This window comes from Longitalea luteola (assembly GCF_017356035.1).
Lineage (GTDB): Bacteria > Bacteroidota > Bacteroidia > Chitinophagales > Chitinophagaceae > Niastella > Niastella luteola.
On sequence record NZ_JAFIQX010000012.1, the window covers coordinates 26,245 to 41,470 of the forward strand.

Sequence of the window (15,226 nt, forward strand, 5' to 3'; positions counted from 1 at the left end):
GATTGATTGAAAATAAAGAAGGGGCTGCACGAAAACAGCCCCTTTTTTGTTGACTTTTATGTCGCAAGAAAACAATTATGTAGTAGCGTGATCTGCTATAGCTAAACGAACGTTACGGTTTTGGAGATCAGGTAATAAACAAAGCGCCGGTATAGGTGCTGTGCGAGATGAGTTTTCCAGTAGCTGATCTGAATGCCATCCATGTTTGTACGCGTTGACCTTGAAATTGAGCTACGGGGAAGACGGCAGCACAGTAACGGCGTTCGGCACCATTGATGCTATAAATGCACTGGTTCAGTGCTTCACAATAAACCACCAGCACCGAATTGTCATCTTCTTTCGCATTACCATGGCCGCTGTTGTTTTCCCAGCTAAAGATTATGTTTTGGGATGCAGCAGTGACCTTTTCTTTCCAGGCCGGTTGTAAATGACCATGACATACGCGCACTAGGCTGTAATTAATATGATAATCAGGATAGCTGCCATACAACGCATTTTTCATAGTGTGGGACATTACGAAGTTTGAGTAGGTTATTTTTTTATTGCCAGTCATGCTCAAAGAGAGCAGGGGCGTGAGGCTGGCGACAAATTTCTGACTGAAGGCGAATTTTCTCTGATGCGCCATTTGTGCGGTAGAAAGGCTTTTGTTTTTGCGAACGGGGGCGCTGCGCAAGCAATATTTTCCGTTGTGAGAATAGCCAACTACATTACCCAGTTTGCCTGTAAATTGAAATAGATTTTTTTGGAGTGCCATAAAATATGTTTTAGCGTGTTTAATAAATAAGTTGTAAAAATGTCGGTTAAAAAGATCTTTATTTGTTCAACTGCTGATTTTAAAATGCTACCCCGGGGCCCTCGGGGTAACATTTTAGTTGAGTTTGGCATTTTGCCTTCCCGATACGAACCGGGATAATTACCGTACGTACATACGGCGTGTTGTTTTGCCCCTGATTGGGCGATGGATACAGGTTAAGTGATCGTTACTTCACCGGTATATACACTGGAGGCCATCAATTTGCCGTTGGCCGACATGAAGGTGAGCCAGGTATGCACCAGTTTGCCCGTGAATTTGGGCACATTGAGCGTTGCACTTTTTGCGTCACGGGATGAGCCGTGTTTAAAAATAGTGCGATTGAGCTCGGGGCAATAAGCAACGAGGATAGCTACGTCTGTAGGCTTTTCCTTTCCATCTCCGTCCGTGTCGCTCCAGGTGAACTGGATGACGCCGGCGGCAGGTGTGGCAACAGCTGGTTGCTCTACGTTGGCTAATTTACCCTTGCTAACTAATAACCGATCATAAGCGATCCTGAAATCCGGATAGTCGCCAATAATCGCTCCTTTAAGGATGAGTGACTGGGCATAATTGGTGCCTGTCATTCTGATAGCGTGATCTTTGAAGCCAAGCTCGAACAGATCATGCATGCTTTGTGATAAGGAAGAGGCTACTATAAATTTAGCCTGTTGTTCTTCCTGTTTAAGTGTTGGGCTTTTGCTGCGTTTAGATCCTACACTGCGTATGTAGTTAACCCCACGCCATTTACTGCCAACTACCTTTCCGACTTTTCCTGAAATGTCATCCAGGATTCCTTTTTGTAACCGTGCCATTGTTTTAAGTTTTAAAAGTGAAAAAATGATTGTTACTGCACTTAGCACATGTTCATAACCGGTATTTGATCAGCTGCCTGGTGCGATACATATGTAGGAGCAAGTGTTATACGAAGTATCATCAACGGACAACCGACAACCGAATCTGATACATTGTAACCGTTCGTGCTGACTTTATGCCGAAAGAGGTCCAAAACGGCCGTTTTTGGTCGTTTTGGATCGGGATAGCGTTGATGGTCAATGTGATGTGATCCGATTCTGAGGGCTGTTGCTGAAAATGATGTGAAAGAAATATCGTATGGCAATAAGCTCGGTTACCTATGAAAGAAGATAGTTTGTTCGGGATTTCTTCGGGATTCACCAATGAGCGCACTGGGATTTCTTCGGGATATCCCGAAGAAATCCCGAACAAGTCCTGGACCAGGATGGGAGCAGAGTGGGAGAAAGTAGCGATTTTTAGTGCATCAAAATATCAATTGTCAAATAATAACCTGGTAAAATTTCGCGAAATGAACAACACCACCAAGTGATGCGATTGCATTTTCTTTTGAGATAATATTCTGCCACAATATGAATTAGGCTGCGACGAGTGCGTTGTTACAGGTATGGAATAATATCCTCGAGCGGAATATTCTTGTGTTTACAATATTCATTAACGGTGAGCACGTGATCTCTTTGTTTGCCGAGATGCTTTTTAACGGTGTTCAGGCGCCTGCGGGCACTTCGCGGGCTGAGGTTATGAAATCTTTGCAGAACACTGGTATCTATATCGCCGCGGTAGGGTGGCGCCGGCCTGCTGGCTCTTGGTTCGCCCAGCGGGTATTTTAGTTTATATAATCTGGCTGCTTCTTTTTTTCGGGCGCCCCGGAGTTTCTTTTTCTTCTCCTGGAGCTTTATGTCTTTTTTCTTAAAGTACTTTTTGAACGGCATAAACTCCAGGACATGGCCTTTCGATAGCTGATCTTTTCGGAAATATAGTCCGTCAGGCAGTTTAACTTTAACGCGATCTTGTTTAAGCGGCGCCTCTTTCTTTTGCTTGCGATGGTATCTTTTAAATCGTTTGTCTGGAACTGAGGGGGAGATAACAGCCTTCACGGCGATAAGCGATGAGGAATTGACAGGAGAGGAAGATGGTGTTCTCATTGAAAAAGTGTTTAGGTATAGTTAATGGGGAGTAAACTCTTATACAGGTCGCAGACCACGTAATAACGCTGCTGCCCGTCTGCGGCGTTTCTGTCGCATCCGGTGAATGGAGATCTTGCGGCCTTTCTTTTTCTTGGCTGAGCGCATCAGTACTTTTTTCTTGTTGAAACTTTTTAGCATACAAATGAATTGTGGTGTTGGAATTAATTAATGTGCTTATTTATTCTTCCGGTGCCTTTGACGCATTTCGTAATACTCATAGATCATGCAGCTGTAGAAATAATGCTGGATCCGCCATTGATTTATTTTCAGAAAGGCGGCCATGTCTTTTACTGTAATAAAGGGATATTTTGATCTGCCGGGCATGGCGTCGATCTCCCGCATCACCTTCCGGGCTTCATCGTCAGTCAGGGCGAGTATACCGGCGATATCTTCCAGGGTAATACTTAAGCGGGGACGATAGGGTTTATGCGGGTAAAAATATTTCATTACATCGGGAATGGGCCTTGCAAATACTCCGCGGGAGATGATGGGAGTGATGGCGCGTTTAGATGACAGGTACTGTTTTAACGTAGGACAATTCAATGGTCGTCTTTGCCTTTTCATATATGGCTTCATTTAATAAGACTTTTTCCAATGGTTGATTGGGAAAAGAACGATCAGGTTATGTAGAGCACATGATAACCTACTAATCAGGCAAAAAATCCAGTCGGGTTCTATAGGGTGGGTATAACGGGAACAGGCAGTGTTGCAAGCTACATTAAATTTACATGGGAGGCAATGAAGAACGTTAAACTTTCAGTCCCGTTGTGGGACTCGTGCTATTTTTTGATTTAAGTCATTTTTTTTCAGGCGTGATTCGTAAAATTGAGCTAAGGCATTTTTAGTTGGAAGATGTAGGGCCACAGCTTTCCGGTAATGTATAAATGGCCGGTGGTTGAATCCCAGGCAATACCATTGGGCTCACCGCAATCAGGATTTTTCATCGATGCCTTAAAGGCCAGCGGACTGATATCAAGCCTGCCGACTATCTGTCCATTCGCCGGGTTTATTTTAACGATGTTGTTGGTGAGCCAGATATTAGCGTAGATATGTCCTTTAATATATTCCAGTTCGTTCAGGCTGTCCCGTTTAAACCCGTTCTCGTGTACCGGCAGGGTTTTAACAGGTTTCAGGGTGGCAGGATCCAGGTAGGTTAAGGTGTCGGTACCATCGCTCATGATCAAATGGTAACCATCAGTTGTGAGGCCCCAGCCTTCTTTATTTCTATAGGTGAACGAATCGAGCAGCCTGAATGAGTTCGCATCGTAGATGAAGCCGCGTTGTGTTTTATAGGTGAGTTGATACAGCCTGTCTTTAAAAAAGGTGATGCCCTCGCCAAACAGCCTTTTATTGGCAAAGACAGTTTTCTTTTCAAAGCGGCCGGTTTTGAGATCGTTTATGCCGATCAGGGATTTTCTAAAGGTATCCGGCGATCCGGTGCTTTCGAATAATTGTCCGTTATGCACCAGCAGTCCTTCCGTATATAAGGATGTGTCGTGAAAGAAATAGTTTGTTTCTTCATAGGAGATGGCGGGGGTAACAGGGGCATTGTCATCATCAGCTGCGTTGCAGCTGGAGAGGATGGAGATCAGGGCGGTGAGGTATAGGATGTGTTTCATTGCTGAACAGGAAAAGTTGGTTTGGCATGTTTATTTATAAAAGTAGTTGATTATGGTCAAATTTTAAGTTTGCACTTCCTGGTTATGTTTACAATTAGAATGGCTTCAAAAAAACGTTTATATTTACGAATGAAGCAAAAAGAGAACAGATCAACGGAATTCGTGAAAGTTTCGAAAGTGGGTCTTAGCTTTAGTAGCTTCACAAATAAAAGGGAAGATGCTATTTCCGAAGAAAATGGGAAGAAGCAAAAAAGATGGCTTGATGATGCCCGGCTTGTAAAGAAATAATAATGGAATTTATATAGATTCAGGCTCTCTGTTGAGCGCCTTTTTTATTGGCTACCGAAACGCCCAGGAAATCTGTTCTGGAGAAGTTGATTTTGTTAATATCTATTCTGCTCTGTTTATGCTACAGTGCCGCCAGGCTTTAATGATTATAAAAAGTACAGCCTCGTTATTTCGTGCTTCTCGGCTTTCGGCGGTTAGAGGGGGTAGCTGCTTGCTGTGTGGTGGGTAAAGGATAAAAAATCTTTCTGTAAACCTGGGGGCTATAATCAAACATTCTTTTAAACTGCTGGGAGAAGGATTGCGTGTTGGTATACCCTACTTCTGCCGCTATACTCTGTACAGAGCGTTCTGCATTTTCGAGCAACAGCCGGGCCTGGTGCATGCGGGCGAAGGTAAGTCCACTATGTAATGACCGGGATGACCATTTCCTGTATTTGAGCCTGAGCTCTTCTACGCCCATGCCAACCCGTTTGGCCAGTTCTTTTTCGGTTAATTTGCGGTGACATTCCCAAGTGAAGATATTTTCTACCTCTATTAATTTTTCTAAATCTTTGGATCGTTTCTTTTTCATAATATAGGTTAAGGCAAGTGAACAGATGTGGTTATAACAATTCCGTGTCAATAACCGGCAGGCTCTCAATGCCGGTCATTGGTATATTGTTCTTCCTGTAACAGGAAGGCTGCTTCCACTTTCAAAAAAATTAAGGTTGTATCATGGTCACTAACCCCGATGCCAAAGTACATGTAACCGTTAGTGTGATGTCTTGTATGTCACATCCCTTTCTGTATTGTAAATGTAGAGAACTATCATACTCTGCTTTAATATTTATATTGGCTCTATGTATTTTCCTGTAAATTAAGAATGTGCATTTTTGAATTTTGCCAAAACGGCGAAACTGCTTCGCTACGGCACTGATCGGAATATGTACCTTTATACATTTTTGCCTCTGTATAGTATGCAATATAACAAAGAAGCTCCGACAAATGTGGAGCTTCCTTGGTCGCTTTCAAAACATTTATGGTAATTCGTGCTGCTGAAAAAAATCCCAGATCAGATCTGCCGCACTGAATGCTGCCGATGGCGGATCTGCCGCCGGCCGCGCCGCCAAACCTCCCGGCCATGAATGGCCTCCATCTTTTGTTATATACCATTGCACCATTGCGCCATTCATACATCCATTGTACTGCCATCGGGTGTACAATGATGCTTCCGTGATCTGCTGTGGATCTGCATCACAGCCATTGATTCCCGCCCATACCCGCAAGGCTGAATCTACCGGTGTAAAATAATAGTTCGCCAAACCATAACCTCCGTTAAATGGTACTTTGTCGTCCAACGCCGAATGAATGTGCAACACGGGTACTTGCCGCACAGGTGCACACGGTTCTGTGGTCATCAGTGTGCCGCTTACCGGCGCAATGGCCGCCAGCTGGTGCGACAACTCGCAGCCCAACCGGTACGTCAGCATAGCGCCATTGCTCATGCCGGTGGCATAGATCCGCTTCGGATTGATCTTTAAATCGCCTGTTAATTTCTCTATCAGCTGCCTTATGAATAACACATCATCCACCTGCTGCTCCATCGCATAATCACAACACCGGCCGGCATTCCACGTGCGTATACCCAACCTGCCATCTCCCCGCACACCTTCGGGATACACGACAATAAACCCTGCCTTGTTCGACTTGGCTGTAAGCCCGTAATCATGTTCCATCTGTAGGGCGCTGCCGCCGGTGCCATGTAATGCTATTACCAGCGGAAAATGTTGATTATTGTTATAATCCGGCGGCAGGTTCACCAGGTAACGCCGCGTATAACCATCGGTTCGTAAGGTGTCATAGAAGTGAAAAATGGTTAGGGGCGGATCGTCTGTTTTTTTACAGCCCCAGACAGGAAACGTCAATAACGTCATTAATACGTACTTGATATTTTGTTTCATGTTATATTTTTTCAGGACAAAATTGAGGAGTGGTGGTAAACGCCTGTTGGAATTCGGGGTGAGGCTGCTATATTCAGGGCTGATGTTTCAGATGGTAACCGGGAACCTGCAACCGGCGACCAGCAACCGGTAATTGGCCGCCGTGTCGGTTTTGTTCTATTTCTGCGCCTGGCGCCGCCATAGCTTTGATAAAAAATTACAAACTATGAACGCTACACAAAACAACAAAGCAAACACCTTGGTATTAGGCGGTAAAGGTAAAACCGGCAGCAGGGTAGTGGCCCGTTTACGGGAACTTGGCTGGCCGGTATTCGTTGGCTCAAGATCCGGCGACCGCTCCTTTGACTGGGAAAACCAGGCTACCTGGGAAAAAGCCATCCAGGGCATGCACACGCTGTATGTATCTTATTTTCCCGACCTGGCCGTACCCGGCGCTGTTGACGCCATTCAAACCTTAACCGACCTGGCCATTAAAAACGGCGTTCAGCAAATGGTGTTATTATCGGGCCGCGGTGAAGCGGAAGCACAGGCATGCGAAAACATCGTGATGGCCTCCCCGCTCAACTGGACGATCGTGCGCGCCAGCTGGTTCTTCCAGAATTTCAGCGAAGGCTATATGCTGGAACCAATCCTGGCCGGACATGTTGCCCTGCCGGCGGGGGACATTCCCGAACCTTTTGTTGATGCTGAAGATATAGCCGAAGTGGCCGTGGCTGCCATCACTCAACCTGGCCATAGCCGTAAGCTGTATGAAGTGAGCGGTCCACGGCTGTTGACATTCAAACAAGCCATTGAGATCATTGGCCAGGAAACCGGTAAACCGATCGTATATGAACAGGTGCCGATGGAAGACTATAAGGCCATGTTGAAAGCGTATGACTTACCCGACAATTTTGTCTGGTTGATCAGCTACCTGTTCACCGAGGTGCTCGATGGCCGCAATGCAAAGCTGGCAAACGGCGTGCAGGAAGCATTGGGAAGGCCTGCTACCGATTTTACGGATTATGTTAAACGTACGGCAGCTACCGGCGTATGGAATTCGGAAACTGTTTAAGATCGAAAGCCTGGGCGTGCTTTAGGTTGTTGCAAAAACGGCCGGGGCACGTTGAAGATCAGAAATACCTGTCAAATTTCCGGTTGTGCAGCTCCATAGCTTCGGCTTATTTTTGACGGATTAAACAGAAGTTTATGGAACTTACCGGCGACATCATGTACAAAGCCCTACTCGAGAAAGACACGAAGTTTGAAGGGGTGTTCTTTACGGCGGTTAAAACCACGGGCATATTTTGCCGGCCTTCCTGCACGGCCCGCAAGCCCAAACGGGAAAACGTGGAATTTTTTTTCTCCTCTAAAGACGCATTGCAGAAAGGGTACAGGCCCTGCAAAACCTGCAGACCGCTGGAAAGACTGAACCAGACGCCCGAGCTGATAAAGCAGTTGCTGGAGGATCTGAACAATGATCCTTCCCTGAAGATAAAAGATTATGACCTGGTAAAGCGGGGAATGGAGCCGCACCAGGTAAGACGCTGGTTCCTGAAAAACCATAACATGACCTTCCAGGCCTACCAGCGTTTGTACAGAATTAATTCTGCCTTCAAAAAAATGCAGGATGGCGCCACGGTAACCGATTCTGCTTTTGAATCGGGTTTTGAATCCTTAAGTGGTTTTGGCGATTCTTTTAAAAAGATCTTTGGTGTTTCTCCCAATAAAAGCAAAACGCAGCGGATCATTGATCTGAAAAGACTGGAAACCCCGTTGGGTACGATGTTCGCAGGGGCCGTCAATGAAGGCGTTTGCCTGCTTGAGTTTACCGATCGCAAAATGCTGGAAACCGAATTTATCATGTTGGCCAAATCATTGAATGCTGTTGTTGTACAGGGGGAGAACGACCACTTTAAAATACTGGAAGAACAGCTGGAAGAATATTTTGCGGGGAAGCGGAAATCCTTTTCCGTTCCATTGTGTACGCCCGGCTCCGCATTTCAAAATGAAGTGTGGAAAGCATTGCAGGCCATTCCCTATGGCGAAACACGCACCTATAGTCAACAGGCAACCGCAATTGCCAAACCTGCCGCAGTGCGGGCAGTTGCTAATGCCAATGGGATGAATAAGATCTCCATTTTGGTGCCCTGTCACCGCGTGATCGGGTCCGACGGTCATTTGACCGGTTACGGCGGCGGCTTATGGCGCAAACAATGGTTGCTGAACCTGGAAAAGAACAACCGGTGAAAAAAAGCGATCTATATTGAAAATTCCTCATGTATAGCGGATGCTGCTGGCATACTATTTTAGGTAAATAGGAAAACTTGAACGAATACAGCCAGTATATCGGCATTCTCTCGGGCGTCCTGACATCTACTTCGCTGGTGCCTCAGCTTGTCAAGATCCTTCGGGAGAAAAAAGCGGAAAGTGTTTCCCTTGGAATGTTTATTGTTTTACTGGCTGGTGTGAGCGGCTGGATATGGTATGGTATATTGAAAAAAGACCTCCCCATCATCGCGACGAATTGCTTTTCGTTCGTGGTGAATTCCCTGATCGTCGTGTTCTCCCTTAAGTATAAGATAAAAAAAGCGGCAGCTAAGAAAAAATGAAAGGTTATGTCAGCAGCAAACAACGGGTATGCAGGAAATCCGGTCATCAGGCATAAGTATACGGCCGATCCGGCAGCCATCGAGCACAACGGTATTGTTTACATGTATACCGGCCATGATGAACCGCCGGATGGTGTGGAGGATTATGTGATGAAGGATTGGTGTTGCTTTTCCTCTAAAGATCTGGTGCATTGGGTAGAACATCCCGTGCCCCTGCGGGCCACTGATTTTGCCTGGGCCAAAGGTGATGCTTACGCTTCTCAGGTCATTCATCGTGCAGGAAAATTTTACTGGTATGTTGCCGTGTCACATGGTTCCATTCCCGGTAAAGCCATTGGTGTTGCCGTGGCCGGCAAACCGGAAGGGCCGTTTACGGATGCGTTGGGCAAAGCGCTGATCACGAATGAAACGATCGGTGTGCCGGGGGAGAACAAGATCAATCTTGACCCTACGGTATTGATCGATGATGACGGGCAGGCCTACTTGTTCTGGGGCAATTCGCAATGTTATTATGTGAAGCTGAAGGAGAATATGATAGAATTGGACGGGCCGATTCAAAAAATAGACCTGCCTGAATTTACGGAAGGCGCCTGGATCTATAAACGCAATGGATGGTATTATCTTTTGTATGGTTACGGCTTCCCTGAGAAAGTGGCCTATGTCATGAGCCGGCATATCGACGGTCCCTGGGTGTTCCAGGGCATCATTAATGAGATTGCAGGCAATTGTAAAACCAATTCACCGGCCGTCCTGGATTTTAATGGAAAGACCTACTTCATTTATCATAATGGCGGACTGCCGGCCGGCGGCAGCCATCGCCGTTCGGTGTGTATCGATTATATGTACTTCAATGTAGATGGTACGATCAAAAAGATCATGATGACTTCGGAAGGAATTGAAAAAGCCCTCCCGGTCACCGGGAAGGCCTTATAACGATTGATGATATTACCACCTGGCCTGTTGTCCGGAATTGTTCAGGAATGCAACAGCATTGGTGAATAAAGAAGGCGATAAGAAGATGTTGTAATGCGTGGCGTTGGGCAGGATCGCCAGCTGGCTCGCAGGGCGTTGTGAACCATCCCATCCGGCATCGCGCTGGCCGCCGCCCAGCAATCCAAATAATTCCACCGCGTGAGAAGGCGGGAACAGGTCAGCATCAGCTGCAATGACCAGCGTTGGCGCTTTCACTTTTTTGATGTTTTCTGACCAGTCATAATCTTTCTTCATCACTTCCCCGATCTTGGTGAGCAGTCGGGCCCAATCCTGGGGTCTGGGGGCGATAGTGGCATACGACTGGTACATGGGCGTTTGTTTCATCATTTCTGCAGCTTCTGGTCCAACCTGTGCCTGCTGCGCGAGGATCTCGGGATAAAAAGCACTGCGTTTGAACGGCGTAGAGGCAACAACCAGTTTGCGAACGACTTCCGGATGCCGGATAGCGGTTTGTAAGGCAACGCCGCCACCCATTGAATAGCCCATGATATCGGCTTTTTCGATCTTCAGGTGTTTCAGCAGGGCTGCAATATCATCGGCCATGTATTCTACATTCAGCTCGCGGTCGATATCTGCGGTGCGGCCATGACCCTGCAGGTCGACCGTGATCACCTTTCTTATTTTAGTTAACGTGTTGATGTTATCGCCAAACATGCCGGATGAACCCAGTCCGCCATGCAGCAGTACCAGCGGTTCTCCCTGGCCGTGAATTTCATAATATAATTTCAAACCATTCACCGGGGCATAACCGGTAATGGGCGCTTTAGTGGTTGCTGCAGACTGTTTTGCAGGTTTTGCGGATGCCACATTTTGCTGGGCTACGGCCATGGCTGGTTGTAGTGCAAAGGCTGCAATGGCGCTGATGATCGTAATGAGGCTAAGCCTGTTCCTGATTGCGGTTCTGATTCCTGTATTCATAATGTTGGTTTTTTTAATGTTTTGTAGTTGCCTTGATTATTGCAATTGCATGGAACAAAGATAGTGCGGGCATAAAGAGGAGGAGGTGTGTGAATGGGACCAAATACAGGGGTGAAAATGACTTTGTGGGATGGAATGCTGCTAAAAAAAATCATCTGGTTTGAAACCAGATGATTCGATTGTATATTATATGTTAATGGTAAGCGCAGATAAAGATCTCACGGCCATTAGGCGTTAGTGAGATCGGGATAACACCTGATTACCTTACAAGTTAGCTGTGTGTTGTGGTATGTTATCTATTCATGCTGGTATCTCTTTGCGTTCCGCCACTAGTGTCGGTTTGCATTCTTGTAGTGGTATCACGATTGGTGTTAGTGCCGGTAGTGTCCGATGAAGGATTGGTAGTTGATTGTGGTGGATTGCAGGCGCCGATGGCCGCTAATACGATTGCTAATGCAAAAAAGATGTTTTTCATAAATTGATTGTATTTCTGCTTATTTCATCAATTCCTTTGCCACCATGTTCTAAAATCTTTATGTGATTAAATACTCATTAAAGGACCATAGTGTTGTGATTATTCTACAATAGTTGTAATCGGCGTTGTGACATTGCTCTTTGGATAGAGTTTCAATTTCGGGATTTCGGGATTTTGAGATTTTGAGATTTCGGGATTTCGAGATTTCTGATTTTCGAGATTTCGCGATGGGAAACCTCGATTGCCTTCGGCGATCCATTACCGCTTTGCATTACCCAGGAAACCGCGCGCCTTCGGCGCTGTCGTTTTGCATTTTATCCGCTTTTGCGAACGAGTTCGCAACGCTCCTGAAAAACAAAACCCGCAGCTTGCGCTGCGGGTTTCTTGTTGCCCGACCTGGATTCGAACCAAGACAAACAGAACCAAAATCTGTCGTACTACCATTATACTATCGGGCAGCCTTTAGTCCTTTTAGAAAGGAGTGCAAAAGTAAGGGCTTCTATCCTTTTCCCCAAATGAAAATGCCAATTATTCATTATTTTTCGTGAGAAATTTTTTCAGGTTCTATAATTAAATACCCATCCTCCTTATCCAAATTCAGTCACATGATCAGTTTTAACCGCCGCTCCTTTTTGAAGGCCTGCCAACTGCTTTCTGCCGGCTCCCTGTTATCAACTATCAGCCAACCGGCCTGGAGCCGCAACCTGCACCAGGCTTTGCAGACCGCCAGCGACAGATCGCCCGATCAACTGGCCGCCGACGAAGATTTCTGGTATTTTATCCAGCAGTCCTACACCGTTTCGCCCTACCTCATCAATTTAAATAACGGCGGCGTGGCGCCTTCCCCGAAAACCGTACAGGACGCCATGAAACGCTATTTCGATCAAAGCAACGAAGCCCCCAGCCACTTCATGTGGCGCATTCTTGACCAGGGCCGCGAACCCCTCCGCCAGAACCTGGCCCGGATAGCCGGTTGTAATGCGGAAGAACTTGCTATTCAACGGAATGCATCGGAGGCGCTGGAAACCGTCATCTTTGGACTGCCCCTGAGAACGGGCGATGAGGTCGTGCTTTCCAAACAGGATTACCCCAATATGATCAATGCCTGGAAACAACGGGAACAACGCGATGGCATCAAACTGGTGTGGCTCAACCTGTCACTGCCCTGTGAAGACGATGATCAGCTGGCCAGCACCTATAGCCAGGCTTTTACTTCCAAAACGAAAGTGGTGCACCTTACCCATGTGATCAACTGGAACGGTCAGATCGTGCCTGTTCGCAAAATTGCCGATGCCGCTCATCAAAAAGGCATCGAAGTGCTGGTAGATGGCGCTCACAGCTTCGCTCATTTTCCATTTACCATTCGGGAACTGGGGGCCGATTATTTCGGTACCAGTCTGCATAAATGGCTTAGCGCCTGCATCGGCGCCGGCTTTCTGTATGTAAAAAAAGAAAAGATCAAAAACCTGTATCCCTTGTTTGCGGCACCGGATGCAAAGACTGATGATATCCGCAAATTCGAACACCTTGGCACCCGTCCATTTTTTATTGAACAGGCGATTGGAAAAGCCATCGAATTTTATGAAATGATCGGCGCGCAGCGTAAAGAACAGCGGCTGTTCTACCTGAAAAATTACTGGATGAACAAGGTGAAAGACATTCCGGGTATTGAGTTTGGCACCTCGATGAAGCCGGGTTATGGTTGTGGTATCGGACTGGTAAACTTCAATCTGCCTGGCGCAAAACCGGCAGACGTCGATCAGTTCCTATGGAACCGGTACAAGATCCATAGCACCAATGTACTATGGGAGAACATCAAAGGAGTGCGTATAACCCCCAATGTTTATACCACCACCAAACAGCTGGATGTATTGGTGGAAGCCATTCATGCGTTCCCTGATTATTGGACTAAGCTTAATAAAAAGTAAGCGCTAGATGAAGGCTTGCTACAAGCAGGAAAGCGAAGCAGGAAGTAAGAAGCAGGAAATACGATGCCTGAGATCAAGTAAAGTAATTTAGTATAATGGCTATTTCTTACTTCATAGTTCCTACTTCCTACTTCAATTGCCTAAGTGAAACTAAGCCATCTTGACAAGATAATAATGTTTCTTCCCTTTCTGCACCAGTAAGTATTGTTCGTGCAGCAGTAAAGAACCGTTTACATTGAACTGTACATCTTCTACTTTCTTTCGATTGATGCTTACGCCGCCGCCCTGTACCATTTTACGGGCTTCGCCTTTGCTCGGGAATATTTTGGTTTCGGCCAGAAAGGTAACCACGTCAACGCCTGCCTGCAGTTTTGATAATTCGTAGTCGAATTTCGTAACGCCATCCATACTTTCCAGGTCTTCCACACTCAGCGATTCTGCGGGTGCTTCCTGCTGTCCGAACAATTTTGCCGTAGTATCTACTGCCTTGTTGTATTCTTCTTCTCCGTGTACAAAAACGGTCACTTCTTTGGCCAGTGTTTTTTGTAACAGCCGGGCGGCCGCATCTTTGCGATGCTCTTCGATCAGCTGATCGATAGTATCCGCAGGCAGGAAGGTAAATATCTTGATCCATTTTTCAGCATCAAGATCTGACGCTTTCAGCCAGAACTGGTAAAATTCGTATGGTGAGGTTTTATCGGGCGCCAGCCACACATTTCCTTTTTCACTCTTACCGAATTTACCACCATCGGCTTTGGTAAGCAGGGGACAGGTAAGGGCAAACGCTTCACCGCCGGCCTTACGGCGGATAAATTCTGTACCGGTGGTGATATTACCCCATTGGTCGCTGCCACCCATTTGCAGCTTGCAGTTTTTATGTTGATATAACCAGAAGAAGTCGTAACCCTGCATCAGCTGGTAGGCAAACTCGGTATAGCTGATGCCCGTTTCACCTTCAATGCGTTTTCTTACGCTGTCCTTGGCCATCATGTAATTCACGGTAATATGTTTACCCGCATCGCGCAGGAACTGGATAAAGGAAATGTTCTTGAACCAGTCGTAATTATTGGCCATTTCAGCCGCATTGGGCTTCGCGGGATCAAAATCGAGGAATTGTTCCAGTTGCTTTTGAATACCGTTCAGGTTCTTTTGCAGCTGATCTTCGCTTAGAAAGCTCCGTTCTTCGCTTTTACCGGTGGGGTCGCCGATCATGCCGGTAGCGCCCCCAACGAGGGCAATGGGTTTATGTCCGGCCCTTTGCATGTGTACGAGTAACAGGATAGGAACAAGGCTCCCAATATGAAGACTATCCGAAGTAGGGTCGAAACCGATATAGCCGGTAGTCATTTCTTTGTTGAGCTGTTCTTCTGTTCCGGGCATAATATCCTGTATCATACCCCGCCATTTTAATTCTGCAACCAGGTTCATATTATATTGACATTAAGCGTGTAATAAATTTGATTATGATTCACGATGCAAACGTTTTACATTTGCGCATCCTTACATGATCTACCGGTTCCTTAATACAGGTTTTTATGTAGTAAATCAATGAATTATGCAAATGTAAGGATTACCGCAACTTTGCCCAGAAGATGCAATATTTTAATTCTAAAAACGTTTGAAAATGATGGCCCCGACCTGTTAAGATGTCAGCATTTTCAAAGATAAGTTCAGCACGCTTTGT

At 46.1% G+C, this 15,226-nt stretch carries 18 protein-coding genes and 1 tRNA gene; 7 read left to right on the forward strand and 12 right to left on the reverse strand.

Going from position 1 to position 15,226, the window contains the following annotated elements; translation table 11 throughout:
• Positions 1–127: 127 nt before the first annotated feature.
• Both JUB15_RS23355 and JUB15_RS23360 read right to left on the reverse strand, forming a co-directional pair.
• A complete protein-coding gene (locus JUB15_RS23355) occupies positions 128–754 on the reverse strand; it encodes a DUF6266 family protein (protein ID WP_207515079.1) in 627 nt (208 codons plus the stop codon).
• A gap of 215 nt (positions 755–969) precedes the next feature.
• On the reverse strand, positions 970–1,605 hold the full coding sequence (locus JUB15_RS23360; RefSeq protein ID WP_207515080.1) for a DUF6266 family protein: 636 nt from the start codon (positions 1,603–1,605) through the stop codon (positions 970–972).
• 320 nt (positions 1,606–1,925) lie between these two features.
• Between JUB15_RS23360 and JUB15_RS23365 the strand changes: the two genes are divergently transcribed.
• Positions 1,926–2,135, forward strand: a complete 210-nt coding sequence (locus JUB15_RS23365; protein ID WP_207515081.1) for a hypothetical protein — start codon at positions 1,926–1,928, stop codon at positions 2,133–2,135.
• A 67-nt stretch (positions 2,136–2,202) separates the two neighbouring features.
• Here JUB15_RS23365 and JUB15_RS23370 read toward each other — a convergent pair whose 3' ends face one another.
• From JUB15_RS23370 to JUB15_RS23385, 4 genes are all read right to left on the reverse strand, one after another.
• Positions 2,203–2,748, reverse strand: coding sequence for a hypothetical protein (locus tag JUB15_RS23370; protein ID WP_207515082.1), 546 nt, complete (start codon positions 2,746–2,748; stop codon positions 2,203–2,205).
• A gap of 39 nt (positions 2,749–2,787) precedes the next feature.
• Positions 2,788–2,928: a hypothetical protein gene (locus JUB15_RS23375; RefSeq protein WP_207515083.1), complete on the reverse strand. Its 141-nt coding sequence runs from the start codon at positions 2,926–2,928 to the stop codon at positions 2,788–2,790.
• 36 nt (positions 2,929–2,964) lie between these two features.
• A complete protein-coding gene (locus JUB15_RS23380) occupies positions 2,965–3,354 on the reverse strand; it encodes a hypothetical protein (protein ID WP_207515084.1) in 390 nt (129 codons plus the stop codon).
• A gap of 266 nt (positions 3,355–3,620) precedes the next feature.
• Positions 3,621–4,409, reverse strand: a complete 789-nt coding sequence (locus JUB15_RS23385) for a glutaminyl-peptide cyclotransferase (RefSeq protein ID WP_207515085.1) — start codon at positions 4,407–4,409, stop codon at positions 3,621–3,623.
• Between the two features lie 129 nt (positions 4,410–4,538).
• On the opposite strand from JUB15_RS23385, the gene JUB15_RS23390 reads away from it, so the two are divergent.
• A complete protein-coding gene (locus JUB15_RS23390; RefSeq protein ID WP_207515086.1) occupies positions 4,539–4,697 on the forward strand; it encodes a hypothetical protein in 159 nt (52 codons plus the stop codon).
• A gap of 166 nt (positions 4,698–4,863) precedes the next feature.
• Here JUB15_RS23390 and JUB15_RS23395 read toward each other — a convergent pair whose 3' ends face one another.
• Together JUB15_RS23395 and JUB15_RS23400 are read right to left on the reverse strand one after the other, a co-directional pair.
• The gene (locus JUB15_RS23395; protein ID WP_207515087.1) at positions 4,864–5,268 is read right to left on the reverse strand and encodes a helix-turn-helix transcriptional regulator; all 405 of its coding nucleotides are present in this window, start codon (positions 5,266–5,268) and stop codon (positions 4,864–4,866) included.
• 445 nt (positions 5,269–5,713) lie between these two features.
• Positions 5,714–6,637, reverse strand: coding sequence for an extracellular catalytic domain type 1 short-chain-length polyhydroxyalkanoate depolymerase (locus JUB15_RS23400; RefSeq protein WP_207515088.1), 924 nt, complete (start codon positions 6,635–6,637; stop codon positions 5,714–5,716).
• A 205-nt stretch (positions 6,638–6,842) separates the two neighbouring features.
• Here JUB15_RS23400 and JUB15_RS23405 point away from each other — a divergent pair, with 205 nt between their 5' ends.
• From JUB15_RS23405 to JUB15_RS23420, 4 genes are all read left to right on the forward strand, one after another.
• Complete coding sequence (locus JUB15_RS23405; protein ID WP_207515089.1) at positions 6,843–7,691, forward strand: NmrA family NAD(P)-binding protein; 849 nt, start codon at positions 6,843–6,845, stop codon at positions 7,689–7,691.
• A gap of 134 nt (positions 7,692–7,825) precedes the next feature.
• Positions 7,826–8,866, forward strand: coding sequence for a bifunctional transcriptional activator/DNA repair enzyme AdaA (locus JUB15_RS23410; protein ID WP_207515090.1), 1,041 nt, complete (start codon positions 7,826–7,828; stop codon positions 8,864–8,866).
• A 77-nt stretch (positions 8,867–8,943) separates the two neighbouring features.
• A complete protein-coding gene (locus tag JUB15_RS23415) occupies positions 8,944–9,228 on the forward strand; it encodes a SemiSWEET transporter (protein ID WP_242696489.1) in 285 nt (94 codons plus the stop codon).
• 6 nt (positions 9,229–9,234) lie between these two features.
• Positions 9,235–10,161 carry a glycoside hydrolase family 43 protein gene (locus JUB15_RS23420; protein ID WP_207515091.1) on the forward strand — a complete coding sequence of 309 codons (927 nt, stop codon included), beginning with the start codon at positions 9,235–9,237 and terminating at the stop codon, positions 10,159–10,161.
• Between the two features lie 12 nt (positions 10,162–10,173).
• Here the strand turns inward: JUB15_RS23420 and JUB15_RS23425 are convergent, their stop codons facing one another.
• The 3 genes from JUB15_RS23425 to JUB15_RS23435 all read right to left on the reverse strand — a co-directional run bounded on the left by JUB15_RS23425 (position 10,174) and on the right by JUB15_RS23435 (position 12,072).
• Positions 10,174–11,139 carry an alpha/beta fold hydrolase gene (locus JUB15_RS23425; RefSeq protein ID WP_207515092.1) on the reverse strand — a complete coding sequence of 322 codons (966 nt, stop codon included), beginning with the start codon at positions 11,137–11,139 and terminating at the stop codon, positions 10,174–10,176.
• A gap of 292 nt (positions 11,140–11,431) precedes the next feature.
• Positions 11,432–11,614, reverse strand: coding sequence for a hypothetical protein (locus JUB15_RS23430; protein ID WP_207515093.1), 183 nt, complete (start codon positions 11,612–11,614; stop codon positions 11,432–11,434).
• Positions 11,615–12,001: 387 nt separating this feature from the next.
• A tRNA-Gln gene (locus JUB15_RS23435) sits at positions 12,002–12,072 on the reverse strand.
• A 147-nt stretch (positions 12,073–12,219) separates the two neighbouring features.
• Here JUB15_RS23435 and JUB15_RS23440 point away from each other — a divergent pair.
• A complete protein-coding gene (locus tag JUB15_RS23440; RefSeq protein ID WP_207515094.1) occupies positions 12,220–13,542 on the forward strand; it encodes an aminotransferase class V-fold PLP-dependent enzyme in 1,323 nt (440 codons plus the stop codon).
• A gap of 150 nt (positions 13,543–13,692) precedes the next feature.
• On the opposite strand, the gene tyrS is transcribed toward JUB15_RS23440, so the two are convergent.
• Positions 13,693–14,970 carry a tyrosine--tRNA ligase gene (tyrS, locus tag JUB15_RS23445; protein WP_207515095.1) on the reverse strand — a complete coding sequence of 426 codons (1,278 nt, stop codon included), beginning with the start codon at positions 14,968–14,970 and terminating at the stop codon, positions 13,693–13,695.
• Positions 14,971–15,226: the final 256 nt, after the last annotated feature.

Bases quoted from the DNA above. Each gene is read 5' to 3' on its own strand.
- JUB15_RS23355 (WP_207515079.1), bottom strand. From the start codon at position 754: ATGGCACTCCAAAAAAATCTATTTCAATTTACAGGCAAACTGGGTAAT.
- JUB15_RS23360 (WP_207515080.1), bottom strand. From the start codon at position 1,605: ATGGCACGGTTACAAAAAGGAATCCTGGATGACATTTCAGGAAAAGTC.
- JUB15_RS23365 (WP_207515081.1), top strand. From the start codon at position 1,926: ATGAAAGAAGATAGTTTGTTCGGGATTTCTTCGGGATTCACCAATGAG.
- JUB15_RS23370 (WP_207515082.1), bottom strand. From the start codon at position 2,748: ATGAGAACACCATCTTCCTCTCCTGTCAATTCCTCATCGCTTATCGCC.
- JUB15_RS23375 (WP_207515083.1), bottom strand. From the start codon at position 2,928: ATGCTAAAAAGTTTCAACAAGAAAAAAGTACTGATGCGCTCAGCCAAG.
- JUB15_RS23380 (WP_207515084.1), bottom strand. From the start codon at position 3,354: ATGAAAAGGCAAAGACGACCATTGAATTGTCCTACGTTAAAACAGTAC.
- JUB15_RS23385 (WP_207515085.1), bottom strand. From the start codon at position 4,409: ATGAAACACATCCTATACCTCACCGCCCTGATCTCCATCCTCTCCAGC.
- JUB15_RS23390 (WP_207515086.1), top strand. From the start codon at position 4,539: ATGAAGCAAAAAGAGAACAGATCAACGGAATTCGTGAAAGTTTCGAAA.
- JUB15_RS23395 (WP_207515087.1), bottom strand. From the start codon at position 5,268: ATGAAAAAGAAACGATCCAAAGATTTAGAAAAATTAATAGAGGTAGAA.
- JUB15_RS23400 (WP_207515088.1), bottom strand. From the start codon at position 6,637: ATGAAACAAAATATCAAGTACGTATTAATGACGTTATTGACGTTTCCT.
- JUB15_RS23405 (WP_207515089.1), top strand. From the start codon at position 6,843: ATGAACGCTACACAAAACAACAAAGCAAACACCTTGGTATTAGGCGGT.
- JUB15_RS23410 (WP_207515090.1), top strand. From the start codon at position 7,826: ATGGAACTTACCGGCGACATCATGTACAAAGCCCTACTCGAGAAAGAC.
- JUB15_RS23420 (WP_207515091.1), top strand. From the start codon at position 9,235: ATGTCAGCAGCAAACAACGGGTATGCAGGAAATCCGGTCATCAGGCAT.
- JUB15_RS23425 (WP_207515092.1), bottom strand. From the start codon at position 11,139: ATGAATACAGGAATCAGAACCGCAATCAGGAACAGGCTTAGCCTCATT.
- JUB15_RS23430 (WP_207515093.1), bottom strand. From the start codon at position 11,614: ATGAAAAACATCTTTTTTGCATTAGCAATCGTATTAGCGGCCATCGGC.
- JUB15_RS23440 (WP_207515094.1), top strand. From the start codon at position 12,220: ATGATCAGTTTTAACCGCCGCTCCTTTTTGAAGGCCTGCCAACTGCTT.
- tyrS (WP_207515095.1), bottom strand. From the start codon at position 14,970: ATGAACCTGGTTGCAGAATTAAAATGGCGGGGTATGATACAGGATATT.